The organism is Cellulosimicrobium cellulans (assembly GCF_016907755.1).
GTDB lineage: Bacteria > Actinomycetota > Actinomycetes > Actinomycetales > Cellulomonadaceae > Cellulosimicrobium > Cellulosimicrobium cellulans_D.
In genome coordinates this window covers 229,890-247,239 of sequence record NZ_JAFBCN010000001.1, presented here as the reverse complement: position 1 = coordinate 247,239, position 17,350 = coordinate 229,890, and the positions used below count along the sequence as shown (strand labels likewise).

Here is a 17,350-nt window from a genome sequence, read left to right as displayed (position 1 = left end):
GCTCGCACACGGACGACCCGTCGCGGCGGTCGTCGCGACGCGCATCACCGTGCGCCGAGGCCCGCCTCGTGCGCGAGGATCGCGGTCTGCGTGCGGTTCACGGTGCCCAGCTTCGTCATGGCGTGCGCCAGGTAGGCCTTGACCGTCGACTCCGCGAGGTACAGCCGTCGGGCGATCTCGGCGTTGGAGAGCCCGTCCGCGAGCGCCCCCACCACCTCTCGCTCCTGCGGTGCGAGCGCGTCGAGGCGGCGCTGCGCGTCGGCGCGCCGGGCGGGCACGTCGTCGCCCGCGGCGGCGAGCAGGTGCCGCGCGACGGCGGGGGAGAGGATCGCGTCGCCCGCGACCGCGGCCCGGATGCCGTGGTGCAGCTCCTCCGGGGTCGAGTCCTTGAGCAGGTAGCCGACCGCGCCCGCTCGCAGGGCCGGCAGCACGTACTCGTCGCTGAGGAAGCTCGTCAGCACGACGACCGCGGTCTCGGGGTGCTCGCGCCGGACCGTCACGAGCGCGTCCAGCCCGTCCATGACGGGCATCTGCATGTCGAGCAGGAGGGCGTCGGGGGACAGCTCGCGGACCAGCTCGACCGCTCGGGCGCCGTCGCCGCCCTCGCCGACGACCTCGAGATCGGGCGCCGTCGCGATCAGGCGGACCACGCCGGCGCGCAGGAGCGCCTCGTCGTCCACGACGACCACGCGGATCATGGCGTCCTCCTCGGGAGCGTCGCCCGCAGCCGGTATCCGCCCGGGGGCGTGGGTCCGGACTCCAGGGTGCCGCCCAGGAGCTCGACGCGCTCGCGCAGCCCGGTGAGGCCGAAGCCGCCGGTCGTGAGCCCGGTGGGTGGGCGGGCGGGCGGACCGTTGTCGACCGTGACGCGGACGCCGCCCGCGACCGGTGCCACCTCCACGGTGGTGTCGGCGCCCGGGGCGTGCCGGACGGCGTTCGTCAGGCCCTCCTCGACGACGCGTGCCACCGTCCGGTCCACGAGGTCGGGCGGAGACGTGGACGGGGCCGAGACCTGGACCTCGACGGGCTGCCCGGCCGTGCGCGCGTCGGCGGCGAGAGCCTCGACCTCCGCGGCCCCGGCCACAGCCGGCGCGGGTCCGGGGGCGGGCTCGGGGACGTCTGACGTGAGCGCGGTGAGCACCTGCCGCATCTCGGCGAGCGCCGCCCGGCCGCTCGTGCCGATCTCCTCCGCGGCGTGGCGGACGTCGGCGTCGTCCGTCGACGTCGCGAGCACCTCCGCCTCGACGACGGCATAGCTCACCCGGTGCGACACGACGTCGTGCAGCTCGCGGGCGAGGCGGGCGCGCTCGCCCGCCCGCGCGGCCTCCGCGCCGCGCAGGGCGGCACGGCGCTCGGTCTCCCCGCGGGACCGCTCGGCGCGTCCCGCGACGTAGGCGGCGAGGAGCATGAGCGTGCTCACCCACAGGGTGGTGGGGCCGGACGCCTCGGCGGTGAGGCGCCACGCGGGCAGCGCCGCGGTGACGACGCCGAGCACCACGGCTCCGCTGACCCTCGCCGACGCGACCTCGGTCCCGACCGTGTAGAGCGCGGCCAGGGTCGCGAGCGCGGGGGAGACGAAGGAGAGCGCGACGCACGCCGCGAGGACGGCGACCGGCCACCGCCTCCGGACGAGGAGCAGCGCGGCGGCGGCCTCCTGCGCGGCGAGCTCGGCGCCGAGCGGCGCCCAGCCGATCCCCGACCCCGCCCGCAGCACGACGAGGAGCGCCCCGGCGACCCCGCAGGACACCGCGACGAGGACGTCGGCCCGCGAGACCTGGACCCCCACGCCGCTCAGGCTAGCCACGGCCGGGCGGCCGGGCTCGCCGAGGAGGTCGTGGGGAGTCGACTTTCGGAGGTAGTCGTCGCCGTCGTTCGGGCGTGCCGGAGAGGTGCTCCCCGGGCGGAACGTGGAGTCATCGGGAAACACCCGCCACGACAGTCAGAGGAGCTCCACCATGAAGGTTCTTCGCACCGCCACCACGACCGCCGTCTCCGCCGCCCTCGTGCTGGGGGCTCCGCTGGCCGCGTTCGCGAACGACGGCGAGGCCCCGGCCCCCGAGGCGACCGCCCCGGAGACCACCGCCACCGACGCCCCCGCCGAGGAGGCCGCCCCGGAGCCGGCCCCCGCGCCCGAGGCGCCCGCCACGGTGACGACGGACGCGGCCCCCGCACCGGTCGACCCCGTCGTGGCGCCCGCCGCGGAGGCACCGGCCGCCGAGGCCGTACCGGAGCCTGCTCCGGCCGGTGCGGAGCCGGCCGTCGAGACCGACGAGCCCGCCACGGAGAGCGCCGGCGAGACCGTGACCGACGACGTCGTGGAGGGACTGCCCGAGGACGTCACGGTCGACCCGGTCGTGCCGGACGGCGTGGCCGAGGACGCGAGCGCGGCGGCCGAGGCGTCGACCGACGCTCCCGCGGGCGCGGACGTCGCGACCACCCTCGCCACGGCCGCCACCGCGGGCCTGCTGGGCGCGACGCAGGCCGCCTACCCCGACGCCGAGTACGAGCCCCACTGGCACGACGGCTACTACCACGGCTTCCCGTGCGACTACTGGTACTTCATGGAGCCCGCCGAGGGCGGCTCCGGGAAGGACTGGACCGGCTGGGGCGGCCAGCCGCAGCTGCACATCCTCCACCACACCCTCGTGGACGACGACGGGACCGTGCACATGGTCTACGACCGCGACATCGCCGGGTACTGGTACCACGCGTGGTCCGGTGACGAGTCGGTCGCGCCCGACCCCGAGGGGATCCACTGGGAGAACACCTCGGCCCAGCAGACCATCCTCGTCAACGGGTACAAGGGCGGCAACGACGCGAGCGCGCGCGCAGCGGACGCCCAGCGGCTGTTCGACCGGGCCGGGGTGAGCGTGACACCGACGACGAGCTGGGAGACGTTCCTGGGCTGGTACCAGGGGAGCATCGACGACGGCAGCTACTCCGAGGACGACGTGCGGCAGATGTGGGAGGACCAGTACCTCAACCGCACCCTGGACTACACGGCGTACGAGGCCACGCAGTTCGCGGTCTGGTACTTCTCGACGGGTCACGACGTCATGGGGCTGCTCTTCGACGTGGACGCCGACAACCACGTCACCCTCTCGCAGAAGGCGCTCCAGCAGTTCGAGGCCATGCCGTACCCGGAGGACGGGAACTGGGAGGGCTTCGACTACACCCGCGACTGGGCCTCTGCCTACAACAGCGACCGGATGGCGACCCTGCAGACCGCCGCGTGGCTCATCGAGGAGGCTCTCACCACGAACGTCGTCATGCCGCAGCCCGGGTTCGTCTCGAACGGGTTCGTGCGCAACACCGACGGTTCGACCGACTACGGGTTCACGGCCTCGCTGGCCGGGGGCTCCGGGAACGTGCACGTCGAGCTCCGCACGGCGGACGGCTCACCGATGCCGGCCGGGGTCGTCCTCGTGGACGCGCAGGGCCGGGTCGTCGACAGCGTGACGCCGGGCCAGAAGGTGTTCGTCCGCGTCCCCGCCGGCATGAGCGTCACCGACCTCCCGTCGTTCCAGCTCTGGGGGTCCGCCCAGGGCACCCAGCAGGGCAGCCCGCACTTCTACACCGGCTGGGACCACAACAACCACGGCGTCACGGCCGAGGACGGGACGTGGAGCGCGGCGACCTTCCAGCACTGGTTCATCGGTCTCGGCGAGCTGGACAGCCCGTCCACGGCCTGGGACTGGATCGGCGTGACCCTCGCGGACGAGCCGGAGGCCCCGGTCGACCCGGTCGACCCGGTCGACCCGACGGACCCGACGGACCCGGCCGACCCGGCCGACCCGGCCGACCCGACCGACCCGGGACAGCCCGTCGAGCCGACGGCGCCGATCTACGCCGACGGCGCCGGCCGCGTGGTCACGACCGGGGCGTCGTCCGACCCGGCGAACCTCGGTCTGACGGACGCGCAGCCGGTCGCCGAGGTCGAGCAGGCCGCGGCGCAGCGTGACGCGCTCGCGACGACGGGCGCGGACGCGAGCGTCCTCGCCGCCGGGGCGTTCATCGTCCTCGCCGGCACGGGTCTCGTCCTCGCCTCGCGTCGCCGTCGGTCCACGGACGCGCGCTGACGACGACGCACGGCCCCTCGGCCCGCCCGCCCCGGTCCCGCACCCACGGTGCGGGGCCGGGCGTCGTCGTGCACGGGCAGGCGCGGCGTCGGTGCGCGTGCCGAGCCGAAAAGCCCGTGCCGGAGGCGCGTCGCGCTGACAGGCTCGCAGGATGGAGCACCCCGTACCGGTCGACCTCGAGACCTGGCCCCGCCGCGAGCACTTCGAGCACTTCCTCCACGCGTCGCCGTGCACGTACGCGATGACCGTCGAGCTGGACGTGACGGCGCTCGCGGCCGCGCTGGCCGGATCGTCCCGCAAGACCTACGTCGCGCAGGTCTGGGCGCTCGCGACCGTCGTGAACCGGCACGAGGAGTTCCGCCTGTGCCTCGACGACGCGGGCGCCCCGGCGGTCTGGCCGGTGGTGCACCCGGCGTTCACGGTCCTCAACCCGGAGCGCGAGACGTTCTCGGCCGTCTGGGCGCCCTACGACCCCGACTTCGACGCGTTCCACTCCGCGGCGTCGGCGCTGCTCGCCGAGCACCGGACCGCGACGACGTTCTTCCCGCAGGGTGCGCCGCCGCCGAACGCCTTCGACGTGTCGAGCCTGCCCTGGGCGTCGTTCACGGGCTTCACGCTCGCGATCCGGGACGGCTGGCGGCACCTCGCGCCGATCGTCACGCTCGGGCGGTACGTCGAGCGGGAGGGGCGGACGTTCCTCCCGCTCGCGGTCCAGGTGCACCACGCCGCGGCGGACGGGTTCCACACCGCGCGCCTCGTGACCGAGCTGCAGGAGCTCGTCGACGACCCGTCGTGGCTCGGCTGACGCCGGACCCGCGCCCGCGCGGGCCGGGTCGTCACGGGCGCAGCAGGGACTTGATCGCGCGGCGCTCGTCCATCGCGGCGTAGCCCTCGGCGGCGTCGTCGAGGGAGAGCTCGAGGTCGAACACGCGCGCGGGGTCGATGCGCCGGTCGAGGACGAGGTCCATCAGCTCGGGCAGGTACTGGCGGACCGGCGCCGGGCCACCCGACCAGTGCACGTGCCGGTAGAACATGTCGACGACGGGGAGCTCCACGCCGTGCGGCAGCCCGACGACGCCGACGTACCCGCCGGGACGCACCGACCCGAGCGCCTGGGCCACGGACTCCGGCGTGCCGACGGCCTCGACCACACCGTGCGCGCCGAGCCCGTCGGTGAGGTCCAGGACGCGCGCGACGCCCTCGTCGCCGCGCTCCGCGACGACCTCGGTCGCGCCGAACGCCCGCGCGAGCTCCTGGCGGGGCGCGTGCCGGCTCATGGCGATGACCTGCTCCGCCCCGAGCTGCGCGGCGGCGAGGACCGCGAGCAGGCCGACGGCGCCGTCGCCCACCACCACGACCGTGCGGCCCGGTCCCGCCTCGGCCGCGCGGGCGCCGAACCAGCCGGTGCCCAGGACGTCGGACGCGGTGAGCAGCCCGGGCACGAGGTCGTCGTCGGGGCGCTCGGGCGTCGCGACGAGCGTCCCGTCGGCGAGCGGGACGCGCAGCAGCTCGGCCTGGGCGCCACGCACGGGCTGGCGGTGGACGCACGACGTCTGGTAGCCGGCGCGGCAGATCGGGCACGTGTTGTCGGACGCGTAGAACGACCCGACGACGAGCTGCCCCGGACGCACGCTCCGGACGTCGGCGCCCACCTCCTCGACGGTGCCGACGTACTCGTGGCCCATCGCGACGGGGTGCTCGATCGGGTTCGCCCCGCGGTACGTCCACAGGTCCGAGCCGCACACGCACGCGGCCTCGACGCGCACGATCGCGTCGGTCGGTGCGAGCAGGCGGGGGTCGTCGCGCTGCTCGACGCGGACGTCGTACGGGGCGTGGATGACGGTCGCGCGCACGGTGGCTCCCTCGGCGGCGGACGGGACGCCGTCGAGCCTACGACTGCCCGCCCTGGCCCGCTCGGTCCGGTCCTCGTGCTCCTCGTCCAGCCTTCCACCACCGGGCGCTCGCTCGGCGACGCGACCTGCAGCGTCGGCGCTCCGCGCAGGCGGCGGGTTGCAGGAACGCCGCGCCGGACTAGAGTCCCGGTCTGAGTCTGGACCTGGCTCACGACCCGCTGAACGACGACGGAGACGACCCATGTCCCTGGAGGATCACGCAACCCTGCACCCGCTGTCCCTCGGCGACGACACGACGCTGGGGCAGTACCGGGTCGACCTGGCGACCGACACCTGGTGGTGGTCGGCCGAGACGTACCGCCTGCACGGCTTCGAGCCGGGCGACGTCGTGCCGACGACGTCGCTCGTGCTGGCCCACAAGCACCCCGACGACCGCGACCGCGTCCGGGACGTGCTGGAGCGCGCTCGTCGCGACGGTGCGCCCTTCTCGAGCCTGCACCGGATCATGGACGCGCGGGGGAGGGAGCGCGTCCTCGTCGTCGTCGGCCAGGGTCGGCGCGACCCCGGCACGGGTCGGGTCGTCGAGCTGCTCGGGTACTTCGTCGACGTGACCCGACCGGTCCGTGCGCAGGGCGGACGGCAGGCGCAGCGGGACATCGCCGCCGCGGCCGACAGCCGGGGCCCGATCGAGCAGGCGAAGGGGGTCGTGGCCGCGGCGTTCGGCGTCCGGCCCGAGCAGGCGTTCGCGCTCCTCAAGCGCGCGTCGAACGAGCGCAACGTCCGCCTGCGCGAGCTCGCCCGGCAGGTCGTCGAGGAGGGCACGCGGCCCGACGACGACCGCGCCGACCGGGTCGCCGTGCTGCTGTCGTAGGCGCTGCCGTCGGAGGCGCCGCCGTCGGAGACGCTGCCGTCGGGCCTCGGACGCGACGTCCGACGGCCGCCAGACGGCGTGCACGCGCCCGGTCAGGCTGGGGTCATGACCACCACCTCGACCCGCCCCGCACCGTCGCACGTCGTGATCGACCCGGGGATCCTGTACTTCGGCACGCCCGTCGCGCTGCTCAGCACGGTCGGCGCGGACGGTCGCGCGAACCTCGCCCCGATGTCGTCCGTGTTCTGGCTGGGTCGGACGGCGGTGCTCGGCCTCGGCGCGCGCTCGCAGACGGCGCTCAACCTCCTCGCGACGCGTGAGGTCGTGGTGAACCTGCCCTCGACGGCCGAGGTCGACGCCGTCGACCGCCTCGCCCTGACGACCGGGCGCGACCCGGTCCCGGACCGCAAGGCGTCCGTGGGCTACCGCTACGAGCCGGACAAGTTCGCCCGCGCCGGGCTGACACCCGTCGCGTCGGACACGGTCGCGCCGCCGCGCGCCGCGCAGTGCCCCGTCGCGGTCGAGGCGCGGCTCGTGCACGCGCACCCGCTCGGTCGCGACGACGCCGCGCGCGCCGGGTCGCTCGTCGCGTTCGAGGTCCGCGTGACGCGGGTCCACGTCCACGAGAGCATCCGCGTGCCGGGGGCCGCGCACCGCGTCGACCCCGACCGCTGGCGCCCGCTCCTCATGAGCTTCCAGCGGTTCTACGGCCTCGGGCCCGAGGCGCACCCGTCGCGCCTGGCGACGATCGACGAGGACTGGTACCGCTGAGCAGGGGGCGCCCGAAAACGTGCTGACGCGGACCGGCGTCCGGCCTACGGTGCTGCGATGGGACGATCCACGCTCGTACGGCTCGCGCACTCCGACCACCCGATCGCGTCGCCGCTGAGCGACGCGCGCGTCGACGACCTGCTGCGGCGGGCGGTCGGGGGTCGGGGGTCCGTCCTCGACCTCGGGTGCGGTGACGGGACCTGGCTCCTGCGGGCGCTGCGGCAGCACCCCTCGCTCACCGCGGTCGGGGTGGACACGTCCGACGTCGGGTTCGAGCAGACGCTCGCCCAGGCCGTCGCCGCAGGCGTCGCGGACCGGCTGACGCTGGTCCAGGGGGACGCGCAGGAGTACGCGGGCGACGCGCCGTTCGACGCCGTGCTCAGCGTGGGCGCCGCCTACGCGTTCGGGGGCCTCGGCCCGACGCTCGACGCCGCGCGCGGCCACCTCGCGACCGACGGCCTCCTCCTGCTCGGCGACTGCTTCTGGCCCGCGCCCCCGACGCAGGCCGTGCTCGACGGGCTGGGCGGGGCGTCGGCGGACGAGTACCTCGACCTGCCCGGCACCGTCGACCTCGCGACGCAGCGCGGCTGGGCGACGGTGCACGGGCACGTCAGCACGCAGGAGGAGTGGGACGGCTACGAGTGGGCGTGGACCGGGGCGCCCGCGCGGTGGGCCGTCGAGCACCCGGACGACCCCGAGGCGCGCGAGGTGCTGGCCGAGGTCGAGAAGCACCGTGACGGCTGGCTCCACGGGTACCGCGGCGGCCTCGGGTTCGTCACGCTCCTCCTGCACCCGGGGCGCGCCGCCGTGACGGGCGGCTGAGCACGGCCGCGGTGGGACCGCGGGGCCGGACGGTCAGCGCCGGCCGAGCGCCCGCACAACCGCCGCGACGTCGGCCGGGGCCTCCTCGGCCATGAAGTGCCCGGCCGTCGTCGTGAGGTGCTCCAGGTCCGGTGCCCAGCGGCGCCAGACGCCCGCGGCGTCGTACCCGAGCTGCGCGCCCCAGTCCTGCTGGACCACGGTGACGGGCATGGCGAGCCGGTCGCCGGCGTCGAGCGACGCCTGGTCGTGCTCGATATCGATCGTGGCGGTCGCGCGGTAGTCGGCCACGATCGAGTCGACGGCGTCCCGGCTCGCCTCCAGGTAGTGGGCCCTGACGTCGGCGGGGATCGCCGCAGGGTTCCGGGTCCACGCGTCGAGGAAGGACCCGAAGAACGCGTCGGCGCTGTGGCGGATCATCACCTCGGGCAGGCCCGGGGGCTGCGCCATGAGGTAGAGGTGGAAAGCGACCGCGGCGTCCACGCCGTGCAGCACGCCCCACGTGTCGAGCGTGGGCACCACGTCGAGGATGCCCAGCCTGCTCACCCGGTCCGGGTGGTCGAGCGCGGCGCGGAACGCGACGAGCGCGCCCCGGTCGTGGCCGACGAGGACGAACCGGTCGACGTCCAGCGCGTCGGCGAGCGCGACGACGTCGGCGCCCATGGTGCGCTTGGCGTAGACGTCGGGCGTGGTCGCGGCGGGCTTGGCGCTGTCGCCGTAGCCGCGCAGGTCGGGCACGACGACGTGGTGGTCGCGCGCGAGGTCGACGGCGACGTGCCGCCACATGTGGCGGGTCTGGGGGAAGCCGTGCAGCAGGACGACGGGCGTGCCCTCGCCCGCGGTCTCCGCGCGCAGCGCGACGCCGGGCGCGACCTCGACGGTGCGGGTCTCGAAGCCGGGGATGTGCATGGGTGGGTCCTCTCTCGGGGTGGTGCGAGCCGCCGCAGGTCGTGCCCGGGCGGCTCGTGACCATCCTCGGAGCGGTGGATCAGCGTCCGATCAGTGCCGCGTGCCGCGGGGCCGCGCGCACGCGCCGTCGTCTTCGCCGTCGTGTCGACGTGCGGCGAGAATGGCCGGGTGGTGGAGCTGCGCGTCGAGGTGCTCGGGCCGGTCCGGCTGCTGCGCGACGGCGCGGAGGTCGACCCGGGCGGGCCGCGTCAGCGCGAGCTCATGGCGCGGCTGGCGGCCGCGCGCGGGCGTCCGGTGTCGTTCGAGCGGCTCGCCGCGGACCTGTGGGACGACGCCGCGGAGCACGACCTCCGCGCCCGGCGCGGTGCCCTCGCGACGTTCGTCGGCGACCTGCGCCGTCGCCTGGAACCCGGGCGCGCACCGCGCACACGGCCGCGCCTGCTCGTCACCGAGCACGGCGGCTACGCGCTGCGGCTCCCGGACGGGGCGCTCGACGCGGCGCGGCTGGAGTCGGCCGTCGCCCCGGTCGGTGGACGCACGACGCACGGTCGGGCCGCCGCCGCACCCGGCGCCGCGCCGGGGTCCGGGGCCGGGGACGCGCCGTCGGGCACGCGTGCGCTGCAGGACGCGGTCGCGGCGTGGCGCGGGGAGCCGTTCGCCGACCTGCCGGACCGCGCGTGGGTGCGGGCGGAGCGGCGGCACCTCGCCGAGGTGCACGCGCGGGCGGTCGAGCTGCTCGCCGAGGCGCTGCTCGCGGAGGGGCGCCCGGGCGAGGCGGTCGCCGCGCTCGACCCGCACGCCGCCGCGCACCCGTGGCGCGAGCACGCGTGGGCGCTGCTGGTCCTCGCGCTGTACCGCGAGGGCCGCCAGTCCGACGCGCTCGACGTCGTGCGCCGGGCGCGCCGCCGGCTCGCCGACGAGCTCGGCCTCGACCCCGGACCGGAGCTCGCGCGTCTCGAGCGCGACGTGCTCGACCAGGCGCCGTCGCTCGACGGCCCGACGCCGGGCCCCCGCCTCGCGGTCACGGCCCCGACCTCGCGCACCCACCTGCGGTCCACGGTCGACGTCGCGCGCACGCTCGCGATCGCCGGGGGAGACCACCTCGCGACCGCGCAGCAGCAGCGGGTCGCGGCGGCGCTCGCTGCGGAGGCCACGGGCGACCCGGTGCTCACCGCGCGCACGGTCACGGCGTACGACGTCCCGGCCGTCTGGACCCGGAGCGACGACCCCGAGGCGGCCGCCGCGCTCGTCGGCGTCGCGCGGCGCACGCTGCACCGGTTGGGCCCCGCGGCGAGCCCCGTGCTGCGGGCGCGGCTGCTCGCCGTCGTCGGGATCGAGCACCGGGGGACGCGCGACGCGTGGGCGTGGGCCGCGGCCCAGGACGCGGTCGGCGTCGCGCGCGACGTCGGCGACCCGGGGACGCTCGCGCTCGCGCTCAACGCCCGGTTCCTCCAGTCGTTCCAACGCCCGGGCGCGGGCGCCGAGCGGGAGGCGACCGGCGCCGAGCTCGTCGAGCTCGCCGCCGCCCACGACCTGCCGACGTTCGCGATCCTCGGGCACCTCGTCCGGATGCAGGCCGCCGCGGGAGACGGGCGGTTCGGCGACGCCGACGCCCACGCCGCCGCGGCGGAGGACGTCGCGGCCGGGTACGAGTCGCCCGTGGTCCCCATGCTCACGGCCTGGTACCGGGCGATGCGCGACGCCGAGACCGCGCCGCCCGACGCCGCGGCGCGCGCGTACCGGGCCGCCGACGACCTGCTGGCCGGGGTGCGCATGCCGGGCGTGCGCGACGGGCTGCTCCCGCTCGCGCTGCTCACGGTGCGGCTCCGCCACGGCCGCCCGCTCGCCGGGCTCGGCGACCCGGGGCCGTACGCGCCGTGGGTCGCGCCGCTGCTCGCGCTCGACGCGGGTGACCGCGAGGCCGCCGCGGACCTGGTCCGCGCAGCCCCCGAGCCCCCGGCCGACCACCTGCGCGAGCTGCGGTGGGCGCTCGTGGCCGAGGCCGCCGTCCGGCTCGGGGACGCCGGCCTCGCGCGGCGTGCCCGGCACGCGCTCGCGCGAGTGCCCGACGAGCTCGCCGGGGGAGGCTCGGGCCTTGTGTCGCTCGGCCCGGTCCGGGCGTGGCTCGACCGGATCGACGGTCGTCGGACCTAGGCGAGCACGTCGCCGTGGTCGATGGTCGCCGTCGGCTCGCCACCCGCGTCGGGGGTGCGTGGCGGTGTCGCTCGTGCCCGCTGCGGGCTCGGGTCGACCGCGCCGATGACCGGCACCACAGCCTGACGGGCACGCAGGGCGGTGTGCCCTGCGTGCTCGCGCGTCAGTACGAGCAGGAGGCCGTGACCGGGCCGACGCCGGTCGGGACGCTCCACTGCGCGACGGTCGACACGCCGGAGTACACCTTGTACTGCGAGCCGATCAGCCGCGCCGTGTAGAGGCGGTTCGTCGTGGACGTGATGACGCGAACCGTGAACGGCTTCGCGGAGGTGAAGGTCGCCGTGCGACCCGCGGTGCAGGTGAAGCCGGCGTTCGCGCTGGCGGCGCCGGCAGGGAGGACGGTGGCGCCGAGCGCGAGGCCGAGGCCGAGCACCACACCGAGGAACTTCTTCTTCATCGAGGAATCTGCCTATCTCTCGTCGCCGCCCCTCGTTGGGCGGCAGGGATGATGATGGCGGCCAGCGGGACCACATGACAAGACTTTGTGAGGGCCACTTTCAAGTGGGGTCGGGCGGGGTGTCGACCCGGAGACGCGGACCGGTCGGGCAGGTGAACTTCAGCGCCGGGGTCTTGAGGTCGGTGGGTGCGGCACGTACCGTGAGGGCGGCGAGGCGGAGCAGCCTCGGCACGACCCCCCCAAGGAGATCTTTCGTGGCCAGACCATCTGCCGCGCGTCTTGACAGCGCTGTCGGACGACGCGGGGCCAGCCCGACGTCCGACCCCCACCCCCGACGAGGCCGCCGCAGCCGGCTCGGCGGAGCCCTCGCCGGGGCTCTCGCCGCCGCCCTCGCCGTCGGCGTCCTGCCGCCCGCCGCCGCGGTCGCGGCCCCCGCGGCGCCCGCCGCCGAGAGCGACCTCGCGTCGCTCGTCGACGTGTTCGTCGGCACCGAGGGCGACTACGGCAACGACATGCCCGCCGCGCAGGCACCGAACGGCCTCGCCAAGGTGAACCCGCGCACGACCCCGGGCCGCAACAACACCGGCTACGACTACGCGCAGTCGAAGATCTCGGGCTTCACGCACACCAACCTCGACGGGGTGGGGGGCTCCGGCGGCGGTGGTGACATCCTCGTGGTCCCGACCTCCGGGTCGTACACCGCGCGGCCGGGCACGGGCACGTACGCGCACACCTTCTCGCACGACGACGAGCAGGCCGGCCCGGGCTTCTACTCCGTCGGGCTCGGCAACACCGCGGGCAAGGACGGCGCCATCGCGGCCGCGCCGGGCACCATCGAGGCCGAGGTCGCCGCGACCACGCGCTCGGGCGCGCACCGCTACGCGTTCCCCGAGGGCTCGACGCCGAGCCTCGTCGTCGACCTGGAGACGAACAACACGAGCCGCCGGTCGTCCTCGGTGCAGGTGGAGACGCGCGCGGACGGCACCGTGGAGCTGTCCGGGCAGGTCACCGGCTACTTCTACAACGCCGCCTACACGCTGTACTACACGGCGCGCACGCTCCAGCCCGCGACGGTGCAGACGTGGGGCGACGACGACAAGCTCGTCGACGCGACGGCCCAGGACGGCGTCGACACCGGCGCGGTCCTCACGTTCGACCCGGCCGACGCGGGGGACGTCGGCCTGCAGGTCACGCTGTCGCCGGTGAGCGTCGAGCAGGCGCGGATCGACCAGCAGGTCGAGCTCGGGGAGCTGTCCTTCGACGCGATCCGTGACCGCACGCGGGCCGAGTGGAACGCCACGCTCGGGCGGGTCGCGATCGACGCCTCGACGGCGACGGACCCGACGGGCGAGCTGCAGAAGCTCTTCTACACGCACCTCTACCGCATGTTCGCCATGCCGATGAACGCGACGAGCACGTCGGGCACGTACCGTGGCGTCGACGGCGCGGTGCACGCCGCGCAGGGCTTCACGTACTACGACTCGTGGGCCACGTGGGACGACTTCCGCAAGTTCTCCGTCATCGCCTACATCGACCCGGCGCTGTACCGCGACATGGTGCAGTCGCTCGTCTACCTGTTCGCGGACGCCGAGGCGACCGGCACGGGCAGCGGCCTCGGCGGGTTCGTGCACTCGGTCCCGACGGTCCGCTGGGAGCGGTCGTCCCTCGTGGTCGCGGACGCGATCGCCAAGGGCTTCGACGGGTTCGACCGCCTCGACGAGGCGTACCCGGCGCTCAAGCGGCTCGCCGGGCAGTACAGCGCGGACGAGCTCCAGCGCGGGTACGTGGCGGGCAACCCCGGCGCGTCGGTGCAGCGCGGCTACGACCAGTACGGCCTGTCCGTGATCGCGGACGAGCTCGGCCTGACGGACGAGGCGCAGACGATGCGCGAGCAGGCGTCGTGGCCGATCGAGAAGCTCACCAAGCCGGGCGCGTGGACCGCGGCCGACGGCACGCAGGTCGGCCTGCTCACGCCGCGCGCCGCCGACGGATCGTGGCAGACCGCCGACTACGCGAAGTTCGAGGCCGCGAGCCTCTACCAGGGCACGCTCTGGCAGTACCACTGGTACGACGCGTACGACATGGACGCGCTGATCGAGGCGATGGGCGGCCCCGAGGCGGCCCGCCTCGCGATGCGCCACATGTTCGGCGAGCACGCGCCGGACGACGGCAAGGCGATGCTCCACTCGAACGCCAACGAGATCGACCTGCAGGCGCCGTACCTCTTCAACTACACGGGCGAGCCGAGCCTGACGCAGAAGTGGGCGCGCGCGATCTACACGAAGGAGACCTGGAACCGGTACATCGCGACCGGCTCCTCCAGCGCGGTCCCGAGCGGCGGCGGGGAGTTCACGCCGCCCGTGAAGACGAAGGTCTACCAGCTCGACCCGCGCGGCATGCTCCCCACGATGGACAACGACGCCGGCACGATGTCGACGATGTTCGTCGCCGCGGCCGTCGGGCTGTTCCCGGTGACCGCCGGGTCGTCCGAGTTCCAGGTCGGGTCGCCGTTCTTCGACTCCACGACCATCACCTACGACGACGGCAGCGCCTTCACCGTGACGGCCGACGGCGTCTCCGAGGACGCGTTCTACGTCCAGTCGGCGACGCTCGACGGCGCGCCGTTCGGCAACACGTGGGTCGACTACGAGACCGTGATCGGGGGCGCGGATCTCGCGTTCCGCATGGGCGAGCAGCCGAGCGACTGGGGCACGGACACCGAGCCCGCGTTCTCGATGAGCACCGCCACGGACGAGCCGGCCGAGGGCCCGCGCGTCAGCGCCGACCCGACGACGGTCCAGACCGGCGACGGCGGGGCGCTCGACGCGACCGTGACGCTCACGCTCGACGGTGCCCGGTTCGCCGGGTCCGCGGGCGCGGACCTCGTCGCGAGCGGGGCGGCGAGCGTCGTCGGGCTGCCCGACGGCGTCACGGCGGCCGTGACGGTCGCGTCGCCGACCGCGCTCACCGTCTCCCTGACGGGGACGGCGTCCGCCGACGCGCGCTTCTACGTCCACCTGGGCGACGGCGTGCTCGACGACGGCGTCGCCGCGTCGTCGCTCCGCGGGCAGGGCGTCTCCGTGCTCTCCCCGCTGCGCCTGTCCGTGGCGTCCGCCGAGCGCGACGCGCTCGCCGGGCTCGTCGACGACGCCGTGCTCGTGCGGCACGGCAACTACTCCTCGGTGACGTTCGACCGGTTCTCCACCGCGCTGACCCAGGCGCAGGACGCCCTCGCGGACGAGGCCGCGACGAGCATCGCGCTGCGGTTCGCGGCCGACCGGCTCGGCGCGGCGATCGACGCGCTCGACCTCACGGGCGGCGGCTACCGCACGCTCGAGGCCGAGCAGTCCGAGGCGTGGTCGGGCGGCGAGCTGAAGAACGAGGCGAACAGCTCGTCCGGCAACCTCGGCGGCGTGCGCTCCGGGTCGTGGGTGCAGTACCGCGACATGACCTTCGAGACCGCCGCCGGGGACACCCCGCCGCGCTTCCTCACGGTCCGGTACGACACGAGCTTCGCCCCGACGGACACGCCGAGCACCGTGCGCGTGCACGCCGGCGACGTGACCGGCCCCGTGGTCGCGACCGTCGACCTGAAGGGCACGAGCGGCTGGGGCAAGTACACCGAGGTGACGGCGGAGCTCGGCGACGTCCAGGCGCTCGTCGACGCGAAGGCCGTCACGTTCGAGCTGCTCGCGCCGTCGGGCCGGAGCTGGGTCGGCAACTTCGACTGGTTCCGGTTCAGCGCCGAGGACCCGGCGGCCCCGGGCCAGCCGGGCGAGTCGCCGGCGGTGACGATCGAGGCCGAGGACTGGACCGCCAACTCCGGTCGCGGGCTCAAGAAGGAGTCCTCGACGTGGACGAGCGGGCCGGTGACGAACGTCGGCGGGACCGCGGACGGCGACTGGATCGCCTACGGCGCGGTCGACCTCGGCGAGCTCCCGCTCGGCGAGCTGTCGGTCCACTACGTGCACAACTCGAACCGGTCCGGGAACAACTCGGCGCTGTCGGTGTACCTCGACGCGTTCGACCCGGCGAACCCGGGCGAGCCGTTCGTCACCGTGCCGCTGCCGACGACCGGTTCGAGCTGGACCGCCGACGGGACGGCGACCGTCGTCCTGCCGGAGACGGTGCAGGGGACGCACGAGGTGTTCGTGCGCCTGTCGACCGAGGCGTACGCCGACCACCCGTACGTCGCGAACCTCGACAGCCTGACGTTCGCGCCGGGCGGCCCGACGTCGGTCGTCGTCGAGTCGGAGGCCTGGACGTCGAACTCCGGCCGCGGGCTGAAGAACGAGAGCTCGACGTGGACGAGCGGTCCGGTGACGAACGTCGGCGGCACCGCGGACGGCGACTGGCTCGCGTACGGCGAGATCGACCTCGGCTCCGCCGCGCTCGACCAGCTCTCCGTGCACTACGTGCACAACTCGAACCGGTCCGGGCGGAACTCCGCGCTGTCGGTGTACCTCGACGCGTTCGACCCGGCGAACCCGGGCGAGCCGTTCGTCACCGTCCCGCTGGCGAACACCGGGTCGAGCTGGACGACGGACGGGACCGCCGTCGTCGACCTGCCGAGCACGGTGCGCGGCAAGCACCAGGTGTGGGTGCGCCTGTCCACCGAGGCGTACGCCGACCACCCGTACGTCGCGAACCTCGACAGCATGCGGTTCTTCACCGACGCGTACGACGTCGAGGCTCCCTCCACGGACACCGGGGCGCTCGCCGCGTCCGTCGAGGACGCCGCGACGTTCGAGGCGGAGATCGACCGCTACGGCCGGATCGACGCGGGCGTCTTCTCGCGCGAGCTCGCCGCCGCGCGCACGCTGCTCGGTACCGACGGCGCCACCCAGGCGCAGGTCGACGAGCGGGCGCGCCGCCTCGGGCTGGCGACCGACCAGCTCGTGCCGGCCGAGCGTCGTCGGCTCGAGAACCTCGTGACGAGCGCGGAGGCCCTGACCGACGAGGGGTACAGCCCCGAGTCGTGGCAGGCGTTCCGCACGGCGCTCGCCGCGGCGACCGAGACCCGGGACGACGCCGCGGCGTCGGACGAGGCGCTGCGCGACGCACGCCTCGCGCTGCAGGGAGCGATCGACGCCCTGGAGGAGCCGGCCGACGTCGAGCTCGTCGAGGTCACGCTCAGCCCGCGCTGCCTCGCCGGGAAGCCCTACGTGGCGGTCCGCGCGGACAACGTCTCGGGCGAGGCGGTCGACGTCGAGATCGCCTCGGCGGTGGGGACCAAGACGTTCGCGGGCGTCGCGCCCGGGGCGAACGCCTACCAGTCGTTCGCGGCCCGCGGCGTGACTGGTGACCTCGTGGTCACCGTGACCGCCACCGGCGCGGACGGCGAGCAGACGGTCGAGCAGACGGTCACCGTCCCGACCTGCTGACCGCACCCGACGTGCCCGCGTCACGGCCTCGTGCCGTGACGCGGGCACGCTCG

At 75.1% G+C, this 17,350-nt stretch carries 12 protein-coding genes; 7 read left to right on the top strand and 5 right to left on the bottom strand.

Features of this window, described 5'->3' with window-relative positions:
- Nucleotides 1-44 precede the first annotated feature (44 nt).
- Both JOE63_RS01085 and JOE63_RS01080 read right to left on the bottom strand, forming a co-directional pair.
- Nucleotides 45-698: a response regulator gene (locus tag JOE63_RS01085; RefSeq protein ID WP_087470375.1), complete on the bottom strand. Its 654-nt coding sequence runs from the start codon at nt 696-698 to the stop codon at nt 45-47.
- Nucleotides 695-1,786, bottom strand: a complete 1,092-nt coding sequence (locus tag JOE63_RS01080; protein WP_204538431.1) for a sensor histidine kinase — start codon at nt 1,784-1,786, stop codon at nt 695-697. Before JOE63_RS01080 ends, JOE63_RS01085 begins: the two co-directional genes overlap by 4 nt.
- A 169-nt stretch (nt 1,787-1,955) precedes the next feature.
- Here JOE63_RS01080 and JOE63_RS20735 point away from each other — a divergent pair, with 169 nt between their 5' ends.
- Entirely contained in the window at nt 1,956-4,079 is a 2,124-nt protein-coding gene (locus JOE63_RS20735) for a hypothetical protein (protein WP_239578565.1), read from the top strand.
- A gap of 151 nt (nt 4,080-4,230) precedes the next feature.
- Nucleotides 4,231-4,884 carry a CatA-like O-acetyltransferase gene (locus tag JOE63_RS01070; RefSeq protein ID WP_087470372.1) on the top strand — a complete coding sequence of 218 codons (654 nt, stop codon included), beginning with the start codon at nt 4,231-4,233 and terminating at the stop codon, nt 4,882-4,884.
- Between the two features lie 31 nt (nt 4,885-4,915).
- Here the strand turns inward: JOE63_RS01070 and JOE63_RS01065 are convergent, their stop codons facing one another.
- Nucleotides 4,916-5,932, bottom strand: coding sequence for a zinc-binding dehydrogenase (locus JOE63_RS01065; RefSeq protein WP_204538428.1), 1,017 nt, complete (start codon nt 5,930-5,932; stop codon nt 4,916-4,918).
- Nucleotides 5,933-6,173: 241 nt separating this feature from the next.
- Here JOE63_RS01065 and JOE63_RS01060 point away from each other — a divergent pair, with 241 nt between their 5' ends.
- The 3 genes from JOE63_RS01060 (at nt 6,174) to JOE63_RS01050 (ending at nt 8,396) form a co-directional block, all read left to right on the top strand.
- Complete coding sequence (locus JOE63_RS01060) at nt 6,174-6,803, top strand: PAS and ANTAR domain-containing protein (protein ID WP_239576573.1); 630 nt, start codon at nt 6,174-6,176, stop codon at nt 6,801-6,803.
- A 105-nt stretch (nt 6,804-6,908) separates the two neighbouring features.
- Nucleotides 6,909-7,574: a flavin reductase family protein gene (locus JOE63_RS01055; RefSeq protein WP_204538425.1), complete on the top strand. Its 666-nt coding sequence runs from the start codon at nt 6,909-6,911 to the stop codon at nt 7,572-7,574.
- Nucleotides 7,575-7,631: 57 nt separating this feature from the next.
- Nucleotides 7,632-8,396, top strand: a complete 765-nt coding sequence (locus tag JOE63_RS01050; protein ID WP_204538422.1) for an SAM-dependent methyltransferase — start codon at nt 7,632-7,634, stop codon at nt 8,394-8,396.
- 33 nt (nt 8,397-8,429) lie between these two features.
- Here JOE63_RS01050 and JOE63_RS01045 read toward each other — a convergent pair whose 3' ends face one another.
- Nucleotides 8,430-9,302 carry an alpha/beta hydrolase gene (locus JOE63_RS01045; RefSeq protein WP_204538419.1) on the bottom strand — a complete coding sequence of 291 codons (873 nt, stop codon included), beginning with the start codon at nt 9,300-9,302 and terminating at the stop codon, nt 8,430-8,432.
- 168 nt (nt 9,303-9,470) lie between these two features.
- Between JOE63_RS01045 and JOE63_RS01040 the strand changes: the two genes are divergently transcribed.
- Nucleotides 9,471-11,456 (top strand): BTAD domain-containing putative transcriptional regulator, encoded by a 1,986-nt coding sequence (locus JOE63_RS01040; RefSeq protein ID WP_307839884.1) that lies wholly within the window; start codon nt 9,471-9,473, stop codon nt 11,454-11,456.
- A gap of 163 nt (nt 11,457-11,619) precedes the next feature.
- Here the strand turns inward: JOE63_RS01040 and JOE63_RS01035 are convergent, their stop codons facing one another.
- The gene (locus tag JOE63_RS01035; protein WP_087470368.1) at nt 11,620-11,913 is read right to left on the bottom strand and encodes a hypothetical protein; all 294 of its coding nucleotides are present in this window, start codon (nt 11,911-11,913) and stop codon (nt 11,620-11,622) included.
- A gap of 254 nt (nt 11,914-12,167) precedes the next feature.
- Between JOE63_RS01035 and JOE63_RS01030 the strand changes: the two genes are divergently transcribed.
- A complete protein-coding gene (locus tag JOE63_RS01030) occupies nt 12,168-17,297 on the top strand; it encodes a glycoside hydrolase domain-containing protein (protein ID WP_204538416.1) in 5,130 nt (1,709 codons plus the stop codon).
- The last annotated feature ends 53 nt before the right edge of the window (nt 17,298-17,350 follow it).